The organism is Pseudomonas fluorescens, assembly GCF_902497775.2.
GTDB classification, from domain to species: domain Bacteria; phylum Pseudomonadota; class Gammaproteobacteria; order Pseudomonadales; family Pseudomonadaceae; genus Aquipseudomonas; species Aquipseudomonas putida_F.
In genome coordinates this window covers 947,555-966,677 of the sequence record NZ_OZ024668.1, presented here as the reverse complement: position 1 = coordinate 966,677, position 19,123 = coordinate 947,555, and the positions used below count along the sequence as shown (strand labels likewise).

Annotated in this window: 16 protein-coding genes; 6 read left to right on the top strand and 10 right to left on the bottom strand. The window is 63.3% G+C overall.

From position 1 onward, the window contains the following. Positions 1–93: 93 nt before the first annotated feature. Positions 94–1,170, bottom strand: coding sequence for an S-methyl-5-thioribose-1-phosphate isomerase (gene mtnA, locus F8N82_RS04585; protein ID WP_038994035.1), 1,077 nt, complete (start codon positions 1,168–1,170; stop codon positions 94–96). Positions 1,171–1,278: 108 nt separating this feature from the next. On the opposite strand from mtnA, the gene F8N82_RS04580 reads away from it, so the two are divergent. The 4 genes from F8N82_RS04580 to F8N82_RS04565 all read left to right on the top strand — a co-directional run bounded on the left by F8N82_RS04580 (position 1,279) and on the right by F8N82_RS04565 (position 4,863). Then, positions 1,279–2,610, top strand: coding sequence for a TRZ/ATZ family hydrolase (locus F8N82_RS04580; RefSeq protein ID WP_038994033.1), 1,332 nt, complete (start codon positions 1,279–1,281; stop codon positions 2,608–2,610). A gap of 61 nt (positions 2,611–2,671) precedes the next feature. Then, positions 2,672–3,370, top strand: coding sequence for a bifunctional 2-polyprenyl-6-hydroxyphenol methylase/3-demethylubiquinol 3-O-methyltransferase UbiG (gene ubiG / locus F8N82_RS04575; RefSeq protein ID WP_036996554.1), 699 nt, complete (start codon positions 2,672–2,674; stop codon positions 3,368–3,370). A gap of 2 nt (positions 3,371–3,372) precedes the next feature. Next, on the top strand, positions 3,373–4,044 hold the full coding sequence (gene mupP, locus F8N82_RS04570; protein WP_038994032.1) for an N-acetylmuramic acid 6-phosphate phosphatase MupP: 672 nt from the start codon (positions 3,373–3,375) through the stop codon (positions 4,042–4,044). Between the two features lie 78 nt (positions 4,045–4,122). Then, on the top strand, positions 4,123–4,863 hold the full coding sequence (locus tag F8N82_RS04565) for a YciK family oxidoreductase (RefSeq protein ID WP_038994031.1): 741 nt from the start codon (positions 4,123–4,125) through the stop codon (positions 4,861–4,863). Positions 4,864–4,865: 2 nt separating this feature from the next. On the opposite strand, the gene F8N82_RS04560 is transcribed toward F8N82_RS04565, so the two are convergent. From F8N82_RS04560 to F8N82_RS04530, 7 genes are all read right to left on the bottom strand, one after another. Further along, positions 4,866–5,627 carry a TenA family transcriptional regulator gene (locus F8N82_RS04560; protein WP_371857230.1) on the bottom strand — a complete coding sequence of 254 codons (762 nt, stop codon included), beginning with the start codon at positions 5,625–5,627 and terminating at the stop codon, positions 4,866–4,868. A gap of 69 nt (positions 5,628–5,696) precedes the next feature. Then, complete coding sequence (locus tag F8N82_RS04555; protein ID WP_038994028.1) at positions 5,697–8,153, bottom strand: EAL domain-containing protein; 2,457 nt, start codon at positions 8,151–8,153, stop codon at positions 5,697–5,699. Positions 8,154–8,258: 105 nt separating this feature from the next. Beyond that, positions 8,259–10,091, bottom strand: a complete 1,833-nt coding sequence (locus F8N82_RS04550; RefSeq protein ID WP_038994027.1) for an ABC transporter ATP-binding protein — start codon at positions 10,089–10,091, stop codon at positions 8,259–8,261. Continuing rightward, complete coding sequence (locus F8N82_RS04545; protein WP_038994026.1) at positions 10,084–10,716, bottom strand: DsbA family protein; 633 nt, start codon at positions 10,714–10,716, stop codon at positions 10,084–10,086. The genes F8N82_RS04550 and F8N82_RS04545 overlap by 8 nt, the downstream gene beginning before the upstream one ends. Positions 10,717–10,719: 3 nt before the next feature. Then, positions 10,720–11,658, bottom strand: a complete 939-nt coding sequence (locus tag F8N82_RS04540) for a rhodanese-related sulfurtransferase (protein ID WP_038994025.1) — start codon at positions 11,656–11,658, stop codon at positions 10,720–10,722. A 109-nt stretch (positions 11,659–11,767) separates the two neighbouring features. Next, positions 11,768–12,067 (bottom strand): BolA family protein, encoded by a 300-nt coding sequence (locus F8N82_RS04535; RefSeq protein ID WP_038994024.1) that lies wholly within the window; start codon positions 12,065–12,067, stop codon positions 11,768–11,770. A gap of 15 nt (positions 12,068–12,082) precedes the next feature. After that, positions 12,083–12,604 (bottom strand): DUF2059 domain-containing protein, encoded by a 522-nt coding sequence (locus F8N82_RS04530; RefSeq protein ID WP_038994023.1) that lies wholly within the window; start codon positions 12,602–12,604, stop codon positions 12,083–12,085. 156 nt (positions 12,605–12,760) lie between these two features. Between F8N82_RS04530 and F8N82_RS04525 the strand changes: the two genes are divergently transcribed. Then, the gene (locus F8N82_RS04525; protein WP_038994022.1) at positions 12,761–14,155 is read left to right on the top strand and encodes a class II fumarate hydratase; all 1,395 of its coding nucleotides are present in this window, start codon (positions 12,761–12,763) and stop codon (positions 14,153–14,155) included. 1 nt (position 14,156) lies between these two features. Here the strand turns inward: F8N82_RS04525 and F8N82_RS04520 are convergent, their stop codons facing one another. Both F8N82_RS04520 and pap read right to left on the bottom strand, forming a co-directional pair. Next, positions 14,157–15,113 (bottom strand): DMT family transporter, encoded by a 957-nt coding sequence (locus F8N82_RS04520; RefSeq protein WP_038994021.1) that lies wholly within the window; start codon positions 15,111–15,113, stop codon positions 14,157–14,159. 222 nt (positions 15,114–15,335) lie between these two features. Next, positions 15,336–16,829: a polyphosphate:AMP phosphotransferase gene (gene pap / locus F8N82_RS04515; RefSeq protein WP_038994020.1), complete on the bottom strand. Its 1,494-nt coding sequence runs from the start codon at positions 16,827–16,829 to the stop codon at positions 15,336–15,338. Between the two features lie 135 nt (positions 16,830–16,964). On the opposite strand from pap, the gene mnmC reads away from it, so the two are divergent. Further along, a complete protein-coding gene (mnmC, locus tag F8N82_RS04510) occupies positions 16,965–18,980 on the top strand; it encodes a bifunctional tRNA (5-methylaminomethyl-2-thiouridine)(34)-methyltransferase MnmD/FAD-dependent 5-carboxymethylaminomethyl-2-thiouridine(34) oxidoreductase MnmC (protein ID WP_038994019.1) in 2,016 nt (671 codons plus the stop codon). The last annotated feature ends 143 nt before the right edge of the window (positions 18,981–19,123 follow it).

The window sequence follows — 19,123 nt, the reverse complement described above, 5'->3', positions numbered from 1 at the left end:
CAGAGGGTGGGAGTAGCCTGCGGCACTACTACCCTACTGCTCGTCGATAACGCCCGTTAGCCGCTACAGCAGGCCGCAGACGAGGGCAAAGACTCAATGCAAACGCTTGCGACACATCAGTTGCGCCATCTTCACTGTGTCCGGGCGCTCGACGATGCCTTTCTCGGTGATGATCACGTCGATCAGGTCGGCCGGGGTCACGTCGAACACCGGGTTGAACGCCTCGAAATCGGCGCCCAGCGATTCACCGCCGAGCTCCAGCAACTCGCTGGCACTGCGCTCTTCAAGAAGGATGTCGTCGCCGCTTTCAAGATTCATGTCAATGCTCGAACTCGGCGCCACGACCATGAAACGCACGCCATGGTGCATGGCGTTGACCGCCAGCTGGTAGGTGCCGATCTTGCTCGCCACATCGCCATTGGCGGTAATGCGGTCGGCGCCGACGATCACCCAGGTGATGCCCTTGGTTTTCATCAGATGGGCGGCCGCCGAATCGGCCGTGATGGTTGCCGGGATGCCCTCGCCGGCCAGCTCCCAGGCGCTCAGCCGCGAGCCCTGCAGCCACGGGCGGGTTTCATCGACATAGACGCGTTCGATCATGCCCTCCAGGTAAGCGGCGCGCACCACCCCCAGAGCGGTACCGAAGCCGCCGGTGGCCAGGGCGCCGGTGTTGCCGTGGGTCAGAACGGCCTGCTCGTTGCCCTGGTGCTTGCGGATCAGCTCGACGCCCAGTTGCGCCATGGTCAGGTTGGCTTCGCGGTCGCTCTCATGGATGGCTACGGCCTCGGCCTCCATGATGGCCTGCACGTCATCGCCTTCCTTGAGCCGCAGCAAGCGCTCGCGCATGCGGTTCAGGGCCCAGAACAGGTTGGCGGCGGTCGGCCGGGCATGCACCAGCAGCTCGAAGTCCTCTTCCAGGGCCATTTCCCAGTCACCGCCGGCGACCAGGCGCTGAGCAACAGCCATGGCCAGGCCATAGGCGGCGCTGATGCCAATGGCCGGGGCACCGCGCACCGCCATCGTGCGAATGGCCTCGGCCACTGCGACGGCATCGCTGCAGGCCAGCCAGACCTGCGCCGACGGCAGCGCGCGCTGATCGAGCAGATAAAGGGTGCCATCCCGCCAATCGATGGCTTTCACCTTCTCTGCAGCCATTAGTCGATCGCGCATGCCTCACCCCATCATTCGGACATCAAAAGCGGACGATTATAGCGAGCCCCAGGCGCGGACGCTCGGGTATACTTCGCCCTCACCTTCAGTCGCCCAGGGAAACCTGTCATGCCCAAACCCGCTACGCCGCTCGACCTGCTGCTCCTGCCTACCTGGCTGGTGCCGGTCGAACCTGCCGGAGTGGTTTTGAAGGATCATGGCCTGGGCATCCGTGACGGGCAGATCGTGTTCATCGGCCCGCGCAGCCAGGCCCAGGCGTTTATCGCCGCTGAAACCCGCGAACTGCCGGGCTGCCTGCTCAGCCCGGGGCTGATCAACGCCCACGGCCATGCGGCGATGACCCTGTTCCGCGGCCTGGCGGACGACCTGCCGCTGATGACCTGGCTCGAAGAGCACATCTGGCCGGCCGAAGGGCGCTGGGTCGATGAAGACTTCGTCCGTGACGGCACCGACCTGGCCATTGCCGAGCAGATCAAGGGCGGCATCACCTGCTTCAGCGATATGTACTTCTACCCCAAGGTCGCCAGCGAGCGCGTGCACCACAGCGGCATCCGTGCACAGATCGCCGTGCCACTGCTGGATTTCCCGATTCCCGGCGCGCGCAGCACCGAAGAAGCCCTGCAGCTGGGCATCGAACTGTTCGGCGACCTGCGCCACCACCCGCGCATCACCGTCGCCCTGGGCCCGCATGCGCCGTACACGGTGAGCGACGACAACCTGGAAAAGATCCGCGTCATCGCCGAAGAGCTGGACGCGCCGATCCACATGCACATCCATGAAACCGCCTTCGAGGTCGAGCAATCGCTGCAGACCCGCGGCGAGCGCCCCCTGGCCCGGCTAGCCCGCCTCGGCCTGCTCGGCCCGCGCCTGCAGGCGGTTCACATGACCCAGGTCAGCGACGAGGATCTGGCCCTGCTGGTAGAAAGCAACACCAGTGTGGTGCACTGCCCGGAGTCCAACCTCAAGCTGGCCAGTGGCTTCTGCCCGGTCGAGCGTTTGTGGCAGGCCGGCGTCAACGTTGCCGTCGGTACCGACGGTGCGGCCAGCAACAATGACCTCGACCTGCTCGGCGAAACCCGTACCGCGGCCCTGCTGGCCAAGGCCGTGGCCGGCTTGGCCAGCGCCCTGGATGCCCATCGGGCACTGCGTATGGCGACCCTCAACGGCGCCCGCGCCCTGGGCCTGGAGGCGATTACCGGCTCGCTGGAGCTGGGCAAGGCCGCCGACCTGGTCGCTTTCGACCTTTCGGGGTTGGCCCAGCAGCCGGTGTATGACCCGGTTTCGCAACTGATCTATGCCAGCGGCCGGGACTGCGTGAAGCACGTCTGGGTTGCCGGCAAGCCACTGCTTGACGACCGGCGCCTGACCCGCCTGGACGAACAGGCCCTGCACGCCACCGCCTGCGCCTGGGGCCAGCGGATCGGCGAGCGCAACGAATAAGCGCCCGGCAGCCAGTGCTGGCGGGCAAGAGCAAATTATCCAAGATTCAGAGGACTGTTCCATGAGCAACGTCGACCACGCCGAAATCGCCAAGTTCGAAGCCCTGGCTCACCGCTGGTGGGACCGCGAGAGCGAGTTCAAGCCGCTGCACGACATCAACCCGCTGCGGGTCAACTGGATCGATGAGCGGGTCAAGCTGGCCGGCAAGAAGGTCCTCGACGTCGGCTGCGGCGGCGGCATCCTCAGTGAAGCCATGGCCCTGCGCGGTGCCACCGTGACCGGTATCGACATGGGCGAAGCGCCGCTGGCCGTGGCCCAGTTGCACCAGCTCGAATCCGGGGTCAACGTCGAATACCGGCAGATCACCGCCGAGGCCCTGGCCGAAGAGATGCCTGAGCAGTTCGACGTAGTCACCTGCCTTGAGATGCTCGAGCACGTGCCAGACCCATCTTCGGTCATTCGCGCCTGCTTCCGAATGGTCAAGCCCGGCGGCCAGGTGTTCTTCTCGACCATCAACCGCAACCCCAAGGCCTACCTGTTCGCCATCATCGGCGCCGAATACATCATGAAGCTGCTGCCGCGCGGCACCCACGACTTCAAGAAATTCATCCGCCCGTCCGAGCTTGGCGCCTGGAGCCGCGATGCCGGCCTGACCGTCAAGGACATCATCGGCCTGACCTACAACCCGCTGACCAAGCACTACAAGCTGGCCAACGACGTTGACGTCAACTACATGATCCAGACCCTGCGCGAGGAATAAGCATGCGTTTGCGAGCGGTACTTTTCGACATGGACGGCACCCTGCTCGACACGGCGCCGGACTTCATCGCCATCTGCCAGGCGATGCTCGCCGAGCGCGGCCTGCCCGCGATCGAGGAGCATAAAATCCGCGACGTGGTCTCTGGCGGTGCCAAGGCCATGGTCTCGGTGACCTTCAACCTCGACCCTGAAGCCGAAGGCTTCGAGGCCCTGCGCCTGGAATTCCTCGAGCGCTACCAGGTAGGTTGCGCGGTGCACAGCAAGCTCTACGACGGCATGGCCGAACTGCTGGCCGACATCGAGAAAGGCAACCTGATCTGGGGCGTGGTCACCAACAAGCCGGTGCGCTTCGCCGAGCCGATCATGCAGCAACTGGGCTTGAGCGAACGTTCGGCGCTGTTGATCTGCCCGGACCACGTGAAAAACAGCAAGCCAGACCCCGAGCCGCTGATTCTCGCCTGCAAGACCCTCAACCTCGACCCGTCCAGCGTGCTGTTCGTCGGCGACGACCTGCGCGACATCGAGTCAGGCCGCGATGCCGGCACCCGCACTGCGGCGGTGCGCTACGGCTATATTCATCCAGATGACAACCCCAACAACTGGGGCGCGGATGTGGTGGTCGATCATCCGCTGGAGCTGCGCAAGGTGCTCGATAACGCGCTTTGCGGCTGCTGATTTCAGACAAGCATCGCGGGGCAAGCCCGCTCCCACAGCCCCGCGATGAAGTCACACCCATTTCCAGGAGGTAACCCCATGTTCGATTACTCTGCCCGCCCCGACCTGCTCAAAGGCCGGACCATCCTGGTCACCGGCGCCGGTCGCGGTATCGGTGCGGCCGCGGCCAAGAGCTATGCCGCCCATGGCGCCACCGTCTTGCTGCTGGGCAAGACCGAAGCCAACCTGAGCCAGGTCTACGACGAGATCGAAGCGGCCGGCCAGCCGAAACCTGCGGTCATTCCGTTCAACCTGGAAACCGCCCTGCCGCACCAGTACGACGAGCTGGCGGCAATGATCGAAGCCGAGTTCGGGCATATCGACGGCCTGCTGCACAACGCCTCGATCATCGGCCCGCGCACGCCGCTGGAGCAGCTCTCGGGCGACAACTTCATGCGCGTGATGCAGGTCAACGTCAATGCCATGTTCATGCTCACCAGCACCCTGCTGCCGCTACTCAAGCTGTCGGCCGATGGTTCGGTGATCTTCACCTCCAGCAGCGTCGGGCGCAAAGGCCGGGCCTACTGGGGTGCCTATGGGGTGTCGAAGTTCGCCACCGAAGGCCTGATGCAGACCCTCGCCGACGAGCTTGAAGGTGTGGCGCCGGTGCGTGCCAACAGTGTCAACCCGGGCGCTACCCGTACCAGCATGCGTGCCCAGGCCTACCCTGCGGAAACTCCGGAAAACAATCCGTTGCCAGAGCAGATCATGCCGGTCTACCTGTACCTGATGGGTCCAGACAGCACCGGCATCAACGGCCAGGCGTTCAACGCTCAGTAAGCTCAGCCCTCGGCCAGCTCCGCCCGGGCCCGGGCGGGCTGCTGGCGCGGTTCCGGCTCTTGCTGCATGCAGCGTTCAAGGAACAGGAACATATAGTCGTAGCTCTTGCAGACGGCCCGGCGCAGTTCGGTTTGCAGCGCCACCGACGGGTTGTTGCCGGCCAGGGTGCAGACGATCTCCAGAGCCTCCCAAGGGTGTGCGTCGTCGTACTGAGCGTGCATCTTCAGCCACTTCATGGCGCGCTTGCGGCCTTCTTCCGGGAAGCCCTGGGCGTAGACGCCGGTAGAGCAAACCACCGCCGACCACTCACCGGTTGCGCCTTCGATGGCGTAGTTGGTGGCGGCAATGGCAACCACCAGCGAATCGGTCGCACAGGTATGCCAGCACCAGTCGCTGAGGGCATTGAGTTCAGTAGGGACTTCCTGCGCCTGCAAGTCTTCGAGGCTGACGCCATGGGCCTGGGCCCAGAACAGCCAGTAATCGGCATGGTTGAGTTCGACGCGGATGTTGCGCATCAGCCAGCGCCGCGCCATGTCTTCGCCGGGGTGACGGGCGTATTGGGTCTTGGTGAGGTTCTTGGCCATGTACAGGGAGAACTGCTCGACCACCGGCCAGCCACCAATCAGGTACTGGCGCATGGTCCGGCCACTGAGGCGGCCATCGCGCATGCGCTGATAAAGCTCGTGCTCCACCACCCGCCGCTTGCTCTCGCTGCAGTCCTTGATCAACTGCTGGGCCCATAGCGGGTAACTGCTGGCGTCCATCAATGGACCAGTACGTATAAACGCGTCAATCACTGTCAGCTCCTTGTTCCTTGTGATTATCGGTGGATCTCAGCGAAAGGTCCCCGGCGCCTTGAACAACAGGGGCCTTGCAGCAATCCGTTTGCGCTGCAAGCTGTCACAGGTGAACACCTGTGGCCGCTCGATCAGGTATCCCTGGGCGTAGTCGACGCCAATTTCCTGCAGGGCCTGCTCGATCAACGGGGTTTCGACAAACTCGGCAATGGTGCGCTTGCCCATCACGTGACCGATGTGATTGATCACCTCGACCATGGCCCGGTTGATCGGGTCATCAAGCATGTCCTTGACGAAACTTCCGTCGATTTTCAGGAAGTCTACAGGCAAATGCTTCAAATAAGCGAACGACGACATACCGGCGCAGAAGTCATCCAGCGAGAACCGGCAACCTAGAGCCTTGAGCTCATTGATAAAGCGGATGGCGCTGCCGAGGTTGGCGATCGCACTGGTTTCGGTGATTTCGAAACAAATCATGTGCGGCGGGATGGCGAACTCGCTGAACAGCCGCTGCAGGTACTCAAGGAACTTGTCGTCACCGATGCTGCTGCCCGACAGGTTGATCGCGCACATGGCCAGCGGGCCTTCGCGCTGCTCGTCCAGGCACTGGCGGATAACCTTGAACACACTGCGCACCACCCAGCGGTCCAGCGCCGTCATCAGACCATAGCGCTCGGCCGCGGGGATGAAGCTGTCAGGGAGGATGATGCGGCCGCTCTCGTCGTGCAGGCGCAGGAGGATTTCGATATGCCCGGCGCCCTCATGGAGGCCAAGGGGCGCAATTTCCTGGGCATAGAGGCAGAAGCGGTTTTCTTCCAGGGCTACGTGCAGGCGCTGGATCCAGGCCATCTCGCCAAAACGCATGGACAGCTCGCTGTCATCGGCGTGATACACCTGCACGCGATTGCGGCCCTTCTCCTTGGCCATGTAGCAAGCCATGTCGGCGGCCCGCAGCGAGGCTTCCAGGGTGGTCGGACCCTGGGCGATATGCACCAGGCCCAGGCTCACGGTGGTCATGAACGGCCGCCCCTTCCACACAAAGTGCAGGCTCTGCACGGCCTGGCGCAGGCTTTCGGCAATGCGTTCGGCCTGCTCCTGGGGGCAGTTCTCCAGGAGGATGCCGAACTCGTCACCGCCCAGCCGCGCCAGAGTGTCACCTTCGCGCAGGCCGGCCTGGAGGACCGCACAGATATGGCGCAGCAGTTCATCGCCGGCGGCATGGCCGCAGGTATCGTTGACCAGCTTGAACTGGTCCAGGTCAAGGAACATCAAGGAATGGCGCGCCGGCTTGCGCGCCATAGCGTTGAGCGCCAGCTCCAGACGGTATTCGAACTCGCGGCGGTTGGCCAGCCCGGTCAGGGCGTCGTGGGTCGCCTGCCAGGACAGGTTGGCGATGTACTGGCGCTCCTGGGTCATGTCGTGCAGCACCAGGACGATGCCACTGACCTTGCCTTCCGCCATGATCGGCGCACCCACCAGAGTGACCGATACGGTGCTGCCGTCCAGGCGCTGGATCAGCTTGGTGTGTTCGCTGCCACCCTTGAGGCCGCCCTCAAGCACACGCTCGACCAGGGTCAGGCTGTCTTTTTCGGCATTCTCGTCGAGCAGGCTGAACAGTGCCGCCAGGGGCAGGCCCTGGGCCTGGGCGGCATGCCAGTGGGTCAACTGTTCGGCAGCCGGGTTCATGTAGGCGATGCAGCCTTCAACGTCAGTGGTAATGACGCCGTCGCCAATCGATTCGAGGGTGATCTGCGCCCGCTCCTTCTCTACCTCAAGGGCATTGGCAAAGGCCTGGCGCTGGGCCAGCAACTTGCTCGAGCGCATCCAGGCCAGGGCAATCAGGAACAGCGCGGTAGCCAGGTTAGTGACCAGCAATACCCGCAACAACATCCGTGAGCCTTCGCCCAGGGCGTCGCTGAATGCCCGTGCGGCCGGGGTCACGGCATCGTTGATCGCAGCGATCTGCGCCTTCCAGCCCGCGACGCTGCGGGCGTCGGCCTGGCCTGCACGAAAGCCACTGTGCATCTGCTCGGCCACTTCATCGAGCTGGCGCAGGAATCCGTCACCGACCGCCCACAGCTCGATGGCTTTTTGCATGTAGCTGACCTGATGAAAGTTCAGGTACAGCCAGATCACACTGGCAACGTCGTCGGGATGGTTGCCGCCCTGAAGGATGCCACGACGTGCGGCGTCGATGTCCGGGGTCGGCAAGTCGAGGGCGACGCGCAGGTCATGGCCGCCCTGGGGCACGGCAATGGCTTTGCGATACTTCTGAAAGACCGCCTCGTCGCGGCTGTCAGCGTACTGATTGAGGTAATAGATGGCGTCTTTCTGGCCCTTGGACCACAGGCTTTCCCCTGCCACATAACCACGCACTGCCGACAGCGCATACAGGCTGATGCTCCCGAGCAAGGCTTGAAACAGCACCACAGCAACAAATGGCCAGATAATGCCCAACAACTTTGGCGCTTCGAGAGTCCGTTTTCGCTTCATGAGGTCCCTTGCAACAGAGCCGGATGAATCCCACCTACCAAAGCACAGCCTAGGCTATTTGCCATTAATACTGGAGAGCTTTTCTCACTTGCTAACTAATTTGCCCTAACTCTGTTGCAAATGGCCGTACAGCTTGGCGTACAAGCCACCTTCGGCGATCAGTTGCTGGTGATCGCCGTCCTCGGCGACATGGCCGCCGTCGAACACCAGCACGCGGTCGGCCTGCTTCACCGCCGACAGGCGGTGGGCAATGATCAGGGTGGTGCGGGCGCTTAGAAAACGGGTCAGGGCCTGGTGCAGGTTGTATTCGGTGGCCGCATCCAGCGCCGAAGTCGCCTCGTCGAGGATTACCACCTTGGGTTCGGCCAGCACCATCCGGGCAATCGCCAGACGCTGGCGCTGACCTCCGGACAAACGCACCCCGGAACGGCCCACCACGCTGTCCAGACCTTGCGGCAAAGCGGCGATGGTGGCGTCGAGCTGGGCGATGTTCAGCGCCTGCCAACAAGCGTCATCGCTACAGTCGCGGCCCATGGTCAGGTTGGCGCGTACCGTGTCGTTGAACAGCGACGGGTGCTGCAGCACGACCGCGACATGCTCGCGCAGGGTTTCCAGGCCGATTTCCTGCAGGGTCGAGCCACCAAAGCGGATGGTCCCGGCCTGGGCGCTGTACAGGCCCAGCAGCAGTTGCACCAGGGTGCTCTTGCCGCCGCCGCTGGCGCCGACAATGGCGACCTTCTCGCCCGGGGCGATCGACAGGTTGAGCTGATCGAGCACCGGCTCGTCGTTGTAGGCAAAGCGCAAACCCTGCACTTCGATACCGACGGTTTCGCGGCCCTTGAACGGGTCGATGCCACCGGCATACTGCGGCTCGTCGGCACGCGCCAACAGCTCGTTGAGGCGGCTCAGGGCGCCGCCGGCGGCGTAGTAGGCGTATTGCAGGTTGAGCAGTTGCTCGACCGGGCCGATCATGAACCACAGGTAGCTGAACACCGCCAGCATCTGCCCGATCGAAAGATCAGAAAACAGCACGGTGAGCATCGCCGCGGCACGGAAAATATCGATGCCGAACTGGAACAACAAACCGCTGGCACGCCCGCTGGCATCGCTTTTCCATTGCGAGGCGACAGCGTAGTTACGGACTTCCTGGGCGCGCAGGCCCAGACGGCCGAGGAAATAGCCCTGGCGGTTGCTGGCGCGGATTTCCTGGATCGCATCAAGGGTTTCGGTCAGCGCCTGGGTAAAGCGCGAAGTACTGTCGTTCTCCAGTTTCTTCAGGTGCTTGACCCGCTTGCCCAACTGCACCGTGGCGAAGATCACCAGGGGGTTGAACAGCAAAATCAGCAGCGCCAGCTTCCAATGCATCCACATGAGGATGGCGGCGGTGCCGGTCAGGGTCAGCATGGCCACCAGAAAGCGGCTGAGGGTTTCGCCGACAAACTTGTCGAGGGTGTCCAGGTCGGTGACCAGGTGAGTGGTCACGGTACCGCTGCCGAGACTTTCGTATTCGCTGAGGGAGATGCGCTTGAGGCGCTCGATCAGGCGAATGCGCAAGCGATAGACAATGTCCTTGGCCAGCCCGGCGAACAGTTTGGCCTGCACCACGTTGAAGGCCAGGGCGGCGCAGCGCAGGGTCAGGGTAAGCAGCAGCATCAGGCCGATATAGCCAGCAGCAACCTGCCAGTTGCCGGGCAGGAACTGGTTCATCCATTTGAGCGCGGCATCGCCATGGCCGAGCAGTACTTCATCGACCAGCAACGGCAGCAGCAAGGGGATCGGCACACTGCATAGCGCCGCCAGCACGGCCACGCCATTGGCGATCCACAGGGCTTTTTTATGGCGCAGGGCCAGGCGGCGGATTTCTGCCCAGCTCAAGCGATCAGCATGCACAGGGCCTGGCCCTGGTACCGGGTCGGGTGAACCCGGCAGGTCAAGCACAGGCGGCCTGCTTCAGCCAGCGGCCGAGCAATGGTTCGAGGGACTCCAGAGCCTGGTAGCCGTTGGTCAGCAAGGCCAGCTGGCCATTGCGCTCGGCCAGCAGGGTCGGGAAGCCGGCGATGCCCAGGTCCTGGACCCAGGTGAAGTCCGCCGCCGTGGCCGCGCGTTGTTCGGCGCTGGTGAAGGCGTCGGCAAAGGCGCCGCGGTCATAACCGGCCTGCTCGGCCAGCTCCACTAGCAGCGGCGCGCGAGTGACGTCTTCGCCACGCTGGTAGAAGGCTTGCTGGATCAGCTTGAGCATAGTGCCGACGTATTGCGGGTCGAGGCTGCGCGCGGTGACCAGGGCCCGGCAGGCAGGCTCGGTGTCGTAGACAAAACCGTCAGGCAGCGCGCCTTCGAACTGAAAATCCTGGCCGGTGGCGTCGTGCACCGCCTGCCAGTGATCGAGGATGTAGCCGCGGGTCGAGGCATCCAGTGCCCGGCTGCCCGAACGCAGGCCGCCAAGCACCACCTGGGTCGGCACGCCCGCCGCCTGTGCCTGGGCGATCAGGGCCTCGGCGACAGGAGCAAAGCCCCAGCACCAGGAGCACATCGGGTCCATCACATAAAGCAGGCGTGCGGACATCAATCAGGCCTCGGCAGCTTTGCGGTAGTTGTGACCGATCGGGTGAGGCTGATTGCGCGCCTTGGCCAGCTCGATCTGCTTCTGCCGATCAATGGCACTGCGTCGGGTCTTTTCGCTCAGGCTGTCCCAGCAATGCGGGCAGCTGATGCCTGGCGAATAGTGCTCGGACGCACGCTCTTCCACGCTGATCGGGGTGCGGCAGGCATGGCACTGGTCGTAATCGCCTTCGGTCAGGTCGTGACGCACGGTGACCCGGTTGTCGAACACGAAGCAGTCGCCCTGCCAGCGGCTTTCATCCTGTGGCACCTCTTCGAGGTATTTGAGGATCCCGCCCTTAAGATGATAGACCTCTTCGAACCCCTCGCCGAGCATATAGCTGGAGGCTTTCTCGCAGCGAATGCCACCGGTGCAGAACATCGCCACTTTCTTGTGCTTGGCCGGATCGAAGTTGGCCTTGATGTACTCGGGGAACTCGCGGAAGGTGGTGGTCTTGGGATCGATCGCGCCTTCGAAGGTACCGATCGCCACTTCGTAGTCGTTGCGGGTGTCGATCAGCAGCACTTCAGGGTCGCTGATCAGCGCGTTCCAGTCCTGGGGCTCGACGTAGGTGCCGACCTTGTAGTTCGGGTCCACGCCCGGCACGCCGAGGGTGACGATCTCTTTCTTGAGCTTGACCTTGGTGCGGTAGAACGGCTGTTCGTCGCAGTAGGATTCCTTGTGGTCGATATCCACCAGGCGCGCATCGCTGCGCAACCAGGCCAGCAGGCCGTCGATGCCTTCACGGGTACCGGAGACGGTGCCGTTGATACCTTCCTCGGCCAGCAACAAGGTGCCCTTGACGCCGTTGGCCATCATGCTTTCGAGCAGCGGCTCGCGCAGCTCGAGGTAATCTTTCAGGGTGACGAATTTGTACAGCGCCGCGACGACGATAGCTTGGGACATGCAGTAACTTCTCCAGGTGGTCACCCTCGCAAAGGGCGGACCGGATGCCAAATAAAAACGCGCCGACGAGCGGCGCGTTGATCATTCTAGCAAAAACCTGACGAGGAAATCAGTGCTTGCTGCCACCGGCACAGGTCGGCGACGCCGGGGCGACCCCGATTTTCTGCCATTCCTGCGGCGTGTAGGTGTGCAGCGCCAGGGCATGAAACTCGCTCATCAGGTCACCCAGGGTGGCGTAGACCTTCTGGTGGCGCTTGACGCTGTTCAGCCCTTCGAACTGCTCGCTCACCAGCACCGCCTTGTAGTGGGTCTGCTGCCCACGGCTGTGCATGTGGCTTTCATCGAGCACCTGCAGGTGCGCAGGTTCGAGCGTTTGCAGGCTCTGCTCGATCTTTTGCTGCATGGTCATGTCAGGCTCCGCTGGTTACTTCTTGGCTGGTGCGGCCTTGCCGGCGTTCGGGTCGAGTTCTTTGGTCATGTCAGCCAGCAGCTTGTTGACCACAGGGACCGCGCTTTCCAGTTTCTGCTGGGTCAGCTGGGCCGATTGCTGGGTCACTTGCGGCATCTTTTCCAGGACTTTCTTGCCCAGTGGCGACTGGTAGAAGGCTACCAGGTCCTTGAGTTCGCTTTCAGTGAAGGTGCTGGTGTAGAGCTTGACCATGTCCGGCTTGAGCTTGTTCCAGCCGATGGCCTGGTCCAGGGCGGCGTTGGCCTTGGCCTGGTAGCTGTCGAGCACGGATTTCTTCGAGGCTGGGGCCTTGGTCTGTTCGAAACGCTGGGCAAACATCTGTTGCACCTGCATGTAGACCGGAGTACCGAGCTTGTCGGCATGCGCCATCATCAGGAATTTTTCAGCACTGGCGTTGTGGCTGGCGGTATCTGCAAGCACCTGGCCGCTGGCGCAGACCAGCGCTACAGCGGTGCAGAGGGCGCGAAGACGGGTCATCGGAATTCCTTCAATAGACAGAGGAGGTAGTACCCCAGAGTAGAGCATTCTGCGCCGACAGTGGCACAGTGCTCAAGTGGGTCGACGCGCGATGGAACCGCTACGCCAAATAAGGACCTAAACTGCGAATTCAGACCACAAGGGAGTGAGCGCAGCATGAGCCGTATCGAAACTGACAGCCTGGGGCAGGTCGAAGTTCCTGACCTGGCCTACTGGGGTGCCCAGACGCAACGCTCGCTGATCAACTTTGCCATCGGCAAGGAGCGCATGCCGCTGGCGGTTTTGCATGCCCTGGCACTGATCAAGAAAGCCGCAGCACGGGTCAACAACCGCAACGGAGACCTTCCGGCGGACATCGCCCGGCTGATCGAACAGGCCGCCGACGAAGTGCTCGAGGGGCAACTGGATGACCAGTTTCCACTCGTCGTCTGGCAGACCGGCAGTGGCACCCAAAGCAACATGAACGTCAACGAAGTGATCGCCGGGCGCGCCAACGAACTGGCTGGCAACGGCCGTGGTGGCAAATCCCCAGTCCACCCCAACGATCACGTCAACCGCTCGCAGAGCTCCAACGACTGCTTCCCCACCGCCATGCACATTGCCGCCGCCCAGGCGGTGCAGCACAAGTTGCTGCCGGCGATCGCCGAACTGTCGTCGGGGCTGGCGGAGCTTGCGGTACGCCATCAGCACCTGGTGAAAACCGGCCGTACCCACATGATGGATGCCACGCCGATCACCTTCGGCCAGGAGCTCTCGGCCTATGTCGCCCAACTCGACTACGCCCAGCGCGCAATTCGCTCGGCCTTACCGGCGGTGTGCGAACTGGCCCAGGGGGGCACCGCCGTGGGCACGGGGCTGAACGCCCCGCACGGTTTTGCCGAAGCCATTGCCGCCGAGCTTGCAGCCCTCTCCGGCCTGCCATTTGTCACCGCGCCGAACAAGTTCGCCGCCCTGGCCGGGCATGAACCGCTGACGACCCTCGCCGGTGGCCTGAAAACCCTGGCCGTAGCCCTGATGAAGCTGGCCAACGACCTGCGTCTGCTCGGCTCCGGGCCGCGCGGCGGGATTGCCGAAGTACGCCTGCCGGCCAACGAGCCGGGCAGCTCGATCATGCCTGGCAAGGTCAACCCGACCCAGTGCGAGGCCCTGTCGATGCTGGCCTGCCAGGTGCTGGGCAACGACACCGCGATCGGCTTTGCCGCAAGCCAGGGGCACTTGCAACTGAACGTGTTCAAGCCGGTGATCATCCATAACCTGCTGCAGTCCATCGAACTGCTGGCGGACGGTTGCAGCAACTTCCAGCAGCACTGCATTGCCGGCATCGAACCGGATCCCGAGCAGATGGCCGCGCACCTGGAGCGCGGGCTGATGCTGGTGACCGCGCTCAACCCGCATATCGGCTACGACAAGGCGGCGGAAATCGCCAAGAAGGCCTACAGCGAAGGCACCACCCTGCGCGAGGCGGCGCTGAGCCTGGGTTACCTGACCAACGAGCAGTTCGATCAGTGGGTGCGCCCGGAAAAAATGCTCGAACCGGGCGGCAAGGGCTGAGTCACTGGGCCAGGCGTACGCGCCTGGCCCGCCAGCCGGCCATGATCGACGGGCCCAGGGCGGTCAGCGCCGAACCCAGCACCACCACCAGTGCGCCTATATAGCCCAGGGTATTGATCTGCTCGGCATGGACGAAGTCGGGCCAGAACCAGGCCGCCAGAGCCACCGCCACAAAGGTAATCAACGGCGTAACCGCCAGGGTCGCACTGACCTTGGAGGCCTCCCAGTGCGCCAGGGCTTCGGCAAAGGCGCCGTAGGCCACCAGGGTGTTCAGGCAGCAGGCGAGCAGCAGCCAGCCTTGCAAGGGGCTCAGCTGCAGGGCTTCGAGCGGATGCACCCAGGGCGTCAGCAGCGCCGCGCAAAACAGGTAGATCACCATCATCACCTGCATCGAATTCCATACGGTCAGCAGTTGCTTCTGGCTCAGGGCGTAGAACACCCAGATCGAGGTCGCCAGCAGAATGGTCAGTACACCGGTGGTGTAGACGCTCAGGGAGGTGAGCAACTCATCCAGGCGCTGATTGAAGAACAGGCCAAAGCCCACCAGCAGGATCACCAGGCCCATGCCCTGACCCAGGCTGAAGCGCTCCTTGAACAGGAACACGCTGGCCACCAGCAACAGCACCGGGCCCATCTGCACCACCAGTTGCGCGGTGCCGGGGCTGAGCAGCTTGAGCCCGATCAGGTAGAGGACGTAGTTGCCCACCAGGCCGCAGGTGGCCAGCAGCACCAGGCCCCAGCCCTTGCGCCCGAGGGTGTTGAACGAGGGCAGACGCTTGCTTGCCGCCAGCCAGGCCAGCAGCAAGCCGCCGGAAACCAGCAGGCGAAACCAGGTGACGGTGATCGGGTCCATCACCTGCAGCACTTGTTTGAGTTTGATCGGCAGGATGCCCCAGAGCAAGGCGGTCAGCAGCGACAAGGACAGACCGTAAACCCAGCGTCCGGAAGAAATATGCATAACCAGCCTCGATAGCCCTATGGTGGGGGGAAACTGGATTCTACGGGGTGGGCTGGTGGGGAGACAGGCAAGTTTGCGGAAAAGAATTCAGTACTTCATTCCCTGAGTTCCTGCTGGGGCCGCTACGCGCCCCATCGCCGGCAAGGCCTGCTCCCACAAGGTCAGGTTTGTACAATTTCTGTGAGAGCGGCGGTGCGGCGTCCCGACTTGCCCCGCCATTGGCTACTTCTTGTGCTTCTTGAACGCCGCCTCCAGCGCCTCGTTGATCGTGCGCAAGACCTTGACCCGCGCCCAGCGCTTGTCATTGGCTTCGACCAGGGTCCAGGGTGCGATCTCGCTGCTGGTACGGTCGACCATGTCGCCCACCGCCTCGGCGTACTGCCCCCATTTTTCCCGGTTGCGCCAGTCTTCCTCGGTGATCTTGAACCGCTTGAACGGGATCTGCTCGCGCTCCTGGAAGCGTTCGAGCTGGGTCTGTTCGTCGATCGACAACCAGAACTTCACCAGCACGACCCCGGCATTGCTCAACTGCTCTTCAAAGTCGTTGATCTCGCCATAGGCGCGCATCCAGTCGGCCTGGCTGCAAAAACCTTCGACCCGCTCGACCAGCACCCGGCCATACCAGGAACGGTCGAACACGGTGAACTTGCCACGCGCCGGAATGTGCCGCCAGAAGCGCCACAGGTACGGCTGCGCACGCTCTTCTTCAGTGGGCGCGGCAATCGGCACGATGCGGTACTGGCGCGGGTCGAGCGCCGCCGCCACCCGGCGAATGGCGCCGCCCTTGCCCGCCGCGTCATTGCCCTCGAACACGGCGATCAAGGCATGCCGGCGCATGCGCTTGTCACGCAGCAAGCCGGCCAGGCGCGCCTGTTCGGTAATCAGCTGTTCCTGATAGTCGTCCTTGTCCAGGCGCAGGCTCAGGTCGAGGCTGCCAAGCAAACTGCGCTGGTCGATGCTTTCGCTCAGCGGGGCGATATTGGCCTGGTGGATCGGCGCATGATTGGCCTTGAGCGCGGCCTGCAGCCCCTCGAGCAGAATCTTGCCCACGGCCAGGCTGCGGTAATGCGGATCGACGCCTTCGATCACATGCCAGGGCGCATAGTCGCGGCTGGTCTGGCGCAGTACCCGCTCACCAAAGCGTACGAAGCGGTCGTAGGTCTCGGACTGCTGCCAGTCCAGCGGGCTGATCCGCCAGCTGTGCAGCGGGTCGTCCTTGAGCGCCTTGAGCCGGGCTTTCATCTGCTTCTTGGACAGGTGGAACCAGAACTTGAAGATCAGCGCGCCTTCATCGCAGAGCATCTCTTCGAGGCGCTCGGCACCGCGAATGGCCTGGTCGAGCACGGCATCCTTGAACTGGCCATGCACACGGCCCTGGAGCATCTGGCTGTACCAGTTGCCGAAAAACACGCCCATCCGCCCCTTGGCCGGCAGCGCCCGCCAGTAGCGCCAGGCAGGTGGCCGGGCGAGCTCTTCGTCGGTCTGCTGGTCGAAGGTGCGCACCTCGATCAGGCGCGGATCCATCCATTCGTTGAGCAGCTTGACCGTCTCGCCCTTGCCGGCACCTTCGATACCGTTGATCAGCACGATCACCGGAAAACGCGCCTGTTGCTTGAGTTCGAACTGCGCCTCGAGCAGCGCTTCACGCAGCGCCGGGACCTCGGCTTCATAGGTGTCTTTGTCGATGGCGTGACCAATTTCAGCGGATTCGAACATACCAGGCTCCCTACATGGATAAGCAAGACTAGCGGATTGTCGAATCCTTTGTCCGTACAAAACAAAGCCTGCCACAGGTCAAACAGCCTGGCGCCGATCAGCTAAAATGGCCCTCTTGCCAATGCTGAGCCGAACATGACCGAAGTAACCCAATACGCCCAGATCGACTGGGATGACCAGGGCCGACCGCACTCGCGCCAATACGACGACATCTATTTCTCCAAGGAGCAGAGCCTGGAGGAAACCCGTCATGTGTTCATTGACCAGAACGACCTGCGCCAGCGTTTCAGCGCGCTGCAGCCGGGCCAGTGCCTGGTGATCGGCGAAACCGGCTTCGGCACCGGCTTGAACTTCTTCTGCGCCTGGCAGCTGTTTGCCGAGTGCGCCCCGGCTGATGCGCGGCTGCATTTTATCAGCGTCGAAAAATATCCCCTGACCCGCGCCGACCTGAGTCGCGCCCTGGCCCTGTGGCCACAGCTGGCGCCGTTCAGCAGCCAGTTGCTGAGCCAATACGTGGCGGTGCACGAAGGTTTCCAGCCGTTTGAGTTCGAACAGGGCCGGGTACGCTTGACCCTGATGATCGGTGACGTGCTGGAGCAACTGCCGCAGCTCGATGCGAAGATCGATGCCTGGTTCCTTGACGGCTTTGCCCCGGCCAAGAACCCGGAAATGTGGACCCCGGAACTGTTCGCCGAAATCGGCCGGCTGTCATCGCCCTCCGCCACCCTCGGCACCTTCACCAGTACCGGCTGGGTGCGCCGTGGCCTGATCGCCGTGGGCTTTACCATGAAGCGCATTCCCGGCATCGGCAAGAAATGGGAAGTCCTGCGCGGCACCTTCAACGGCTGGCCGGCCGAACAACCGTTGCCAGCCGCCAGCGCGCCGTGGTTTGCCCGGCCACCCGCCCTGCCCGGCCCACGCCAGGCGCTGGTGATCGGCGCCGGCCTGGCCGGTTGCGCCAGCGCCGCCAGCCTGGCCGCCCGCGGCTGGCAGGTAAAGGTGCTGGAGCGCCATGCCACACCGGCAGCAGAGGCCTCGGGCAACCCGCAAGGGGTGCTGTACCTGAAGTTGTCCGCTCACGGCACGGCCTTGTCGCGCTTGATCCTCAGCGGTTTCGGCTACACCCGGCGCCTGCTCGAACGCCTGCAGCGCGGGCAGGACTGGGATGGCTGCGGGGTGCTGCAATTGGCTTTCGACGCCAAGGAAGAGCAACGCCAGCAGCAATTGGCCGATGCGTTCAACCCGCAACTGCTGCAACGCCTGAATCGTGAGCAGGCCGAGCAACTGGCGGGGGTTGCCCTGGGCAGTGGCGGGCTGTTCTACCCCGAAGCCGGCTGGGTACATCCGCCAGCACTGTGCCAGGCGCAACTGCAGCACCCGAACATCACCCTGCTGACTCATCATCAGGTGCTGCAACTGCGCAAGGTCGACGGCCTCTGGCAGGCCTGGGAGAGCGACAAACTGCTGGCCAGCGCGCCGCTGGTGGTGCTGGCCACCGCCGCCGAGATCCACAGCTTCGAGCCTTGTGCCGGGCTGGCGCTCAAGCGCATCCGCGGGCAGATCACCCGCCTGCCGGTGACGGCGCAAAGCCAGGCACTGGCAACGGTGGTTTGCGCCGACGGCTATGTCGCGCCGCCACGCAACGCAGAACACACCCTCGGCGCCAGTTTCGACTTCCACAACACCGATCTGACGCCCACCACCGGCGAGCACGTCGGCAACCTTGGCTTGCTCGAAGAGATCTCCAGCGACCTGGCCGAGCGCCTCGGCGCCCACCGCCTCGACCCGCATACGCTGCAGGGCCGCGCGGCGTTTCGCTGCACCAGCCCCGACTACCTGCCGATTGTCGGCCCACTGGCCGACCAGGCGCAGTTCAACCAGGACTATGCGGTACTGGCCCGGGATGCCCGGCAAATCCCCGACACCCCCTGCCCCTGGCTCGAAGGCCTGTTCATCAACAGCGGCCATGGCTCGCGCGGTCTCATCAGCGCACCGCTTTCAGGCGAAATGGTTGCCGCCTGGGCCGACAACGCGCCACTGCCAGTGCCCCGCGCCGTGGCCGAAGCCTGCCACCCGAATCGCTTCATGTTGCGTGAACTGATCAGGAGTAAAAAAGCAGCGTCAAGCGGCAAGCCACAAGCTAAAAGCTGATTGGCCCGGCTTCCTCTTGCAGCTTGAAGCTTGGCGCTTGCAGCTACCGCTTATAACCGATTGATCTAAAACTCTCGCTATCCGCACCGGTCAGTTTCCATGTGCCCGCGTTTTGGGCACCTTCCCCAACGGCAAAACCGGTA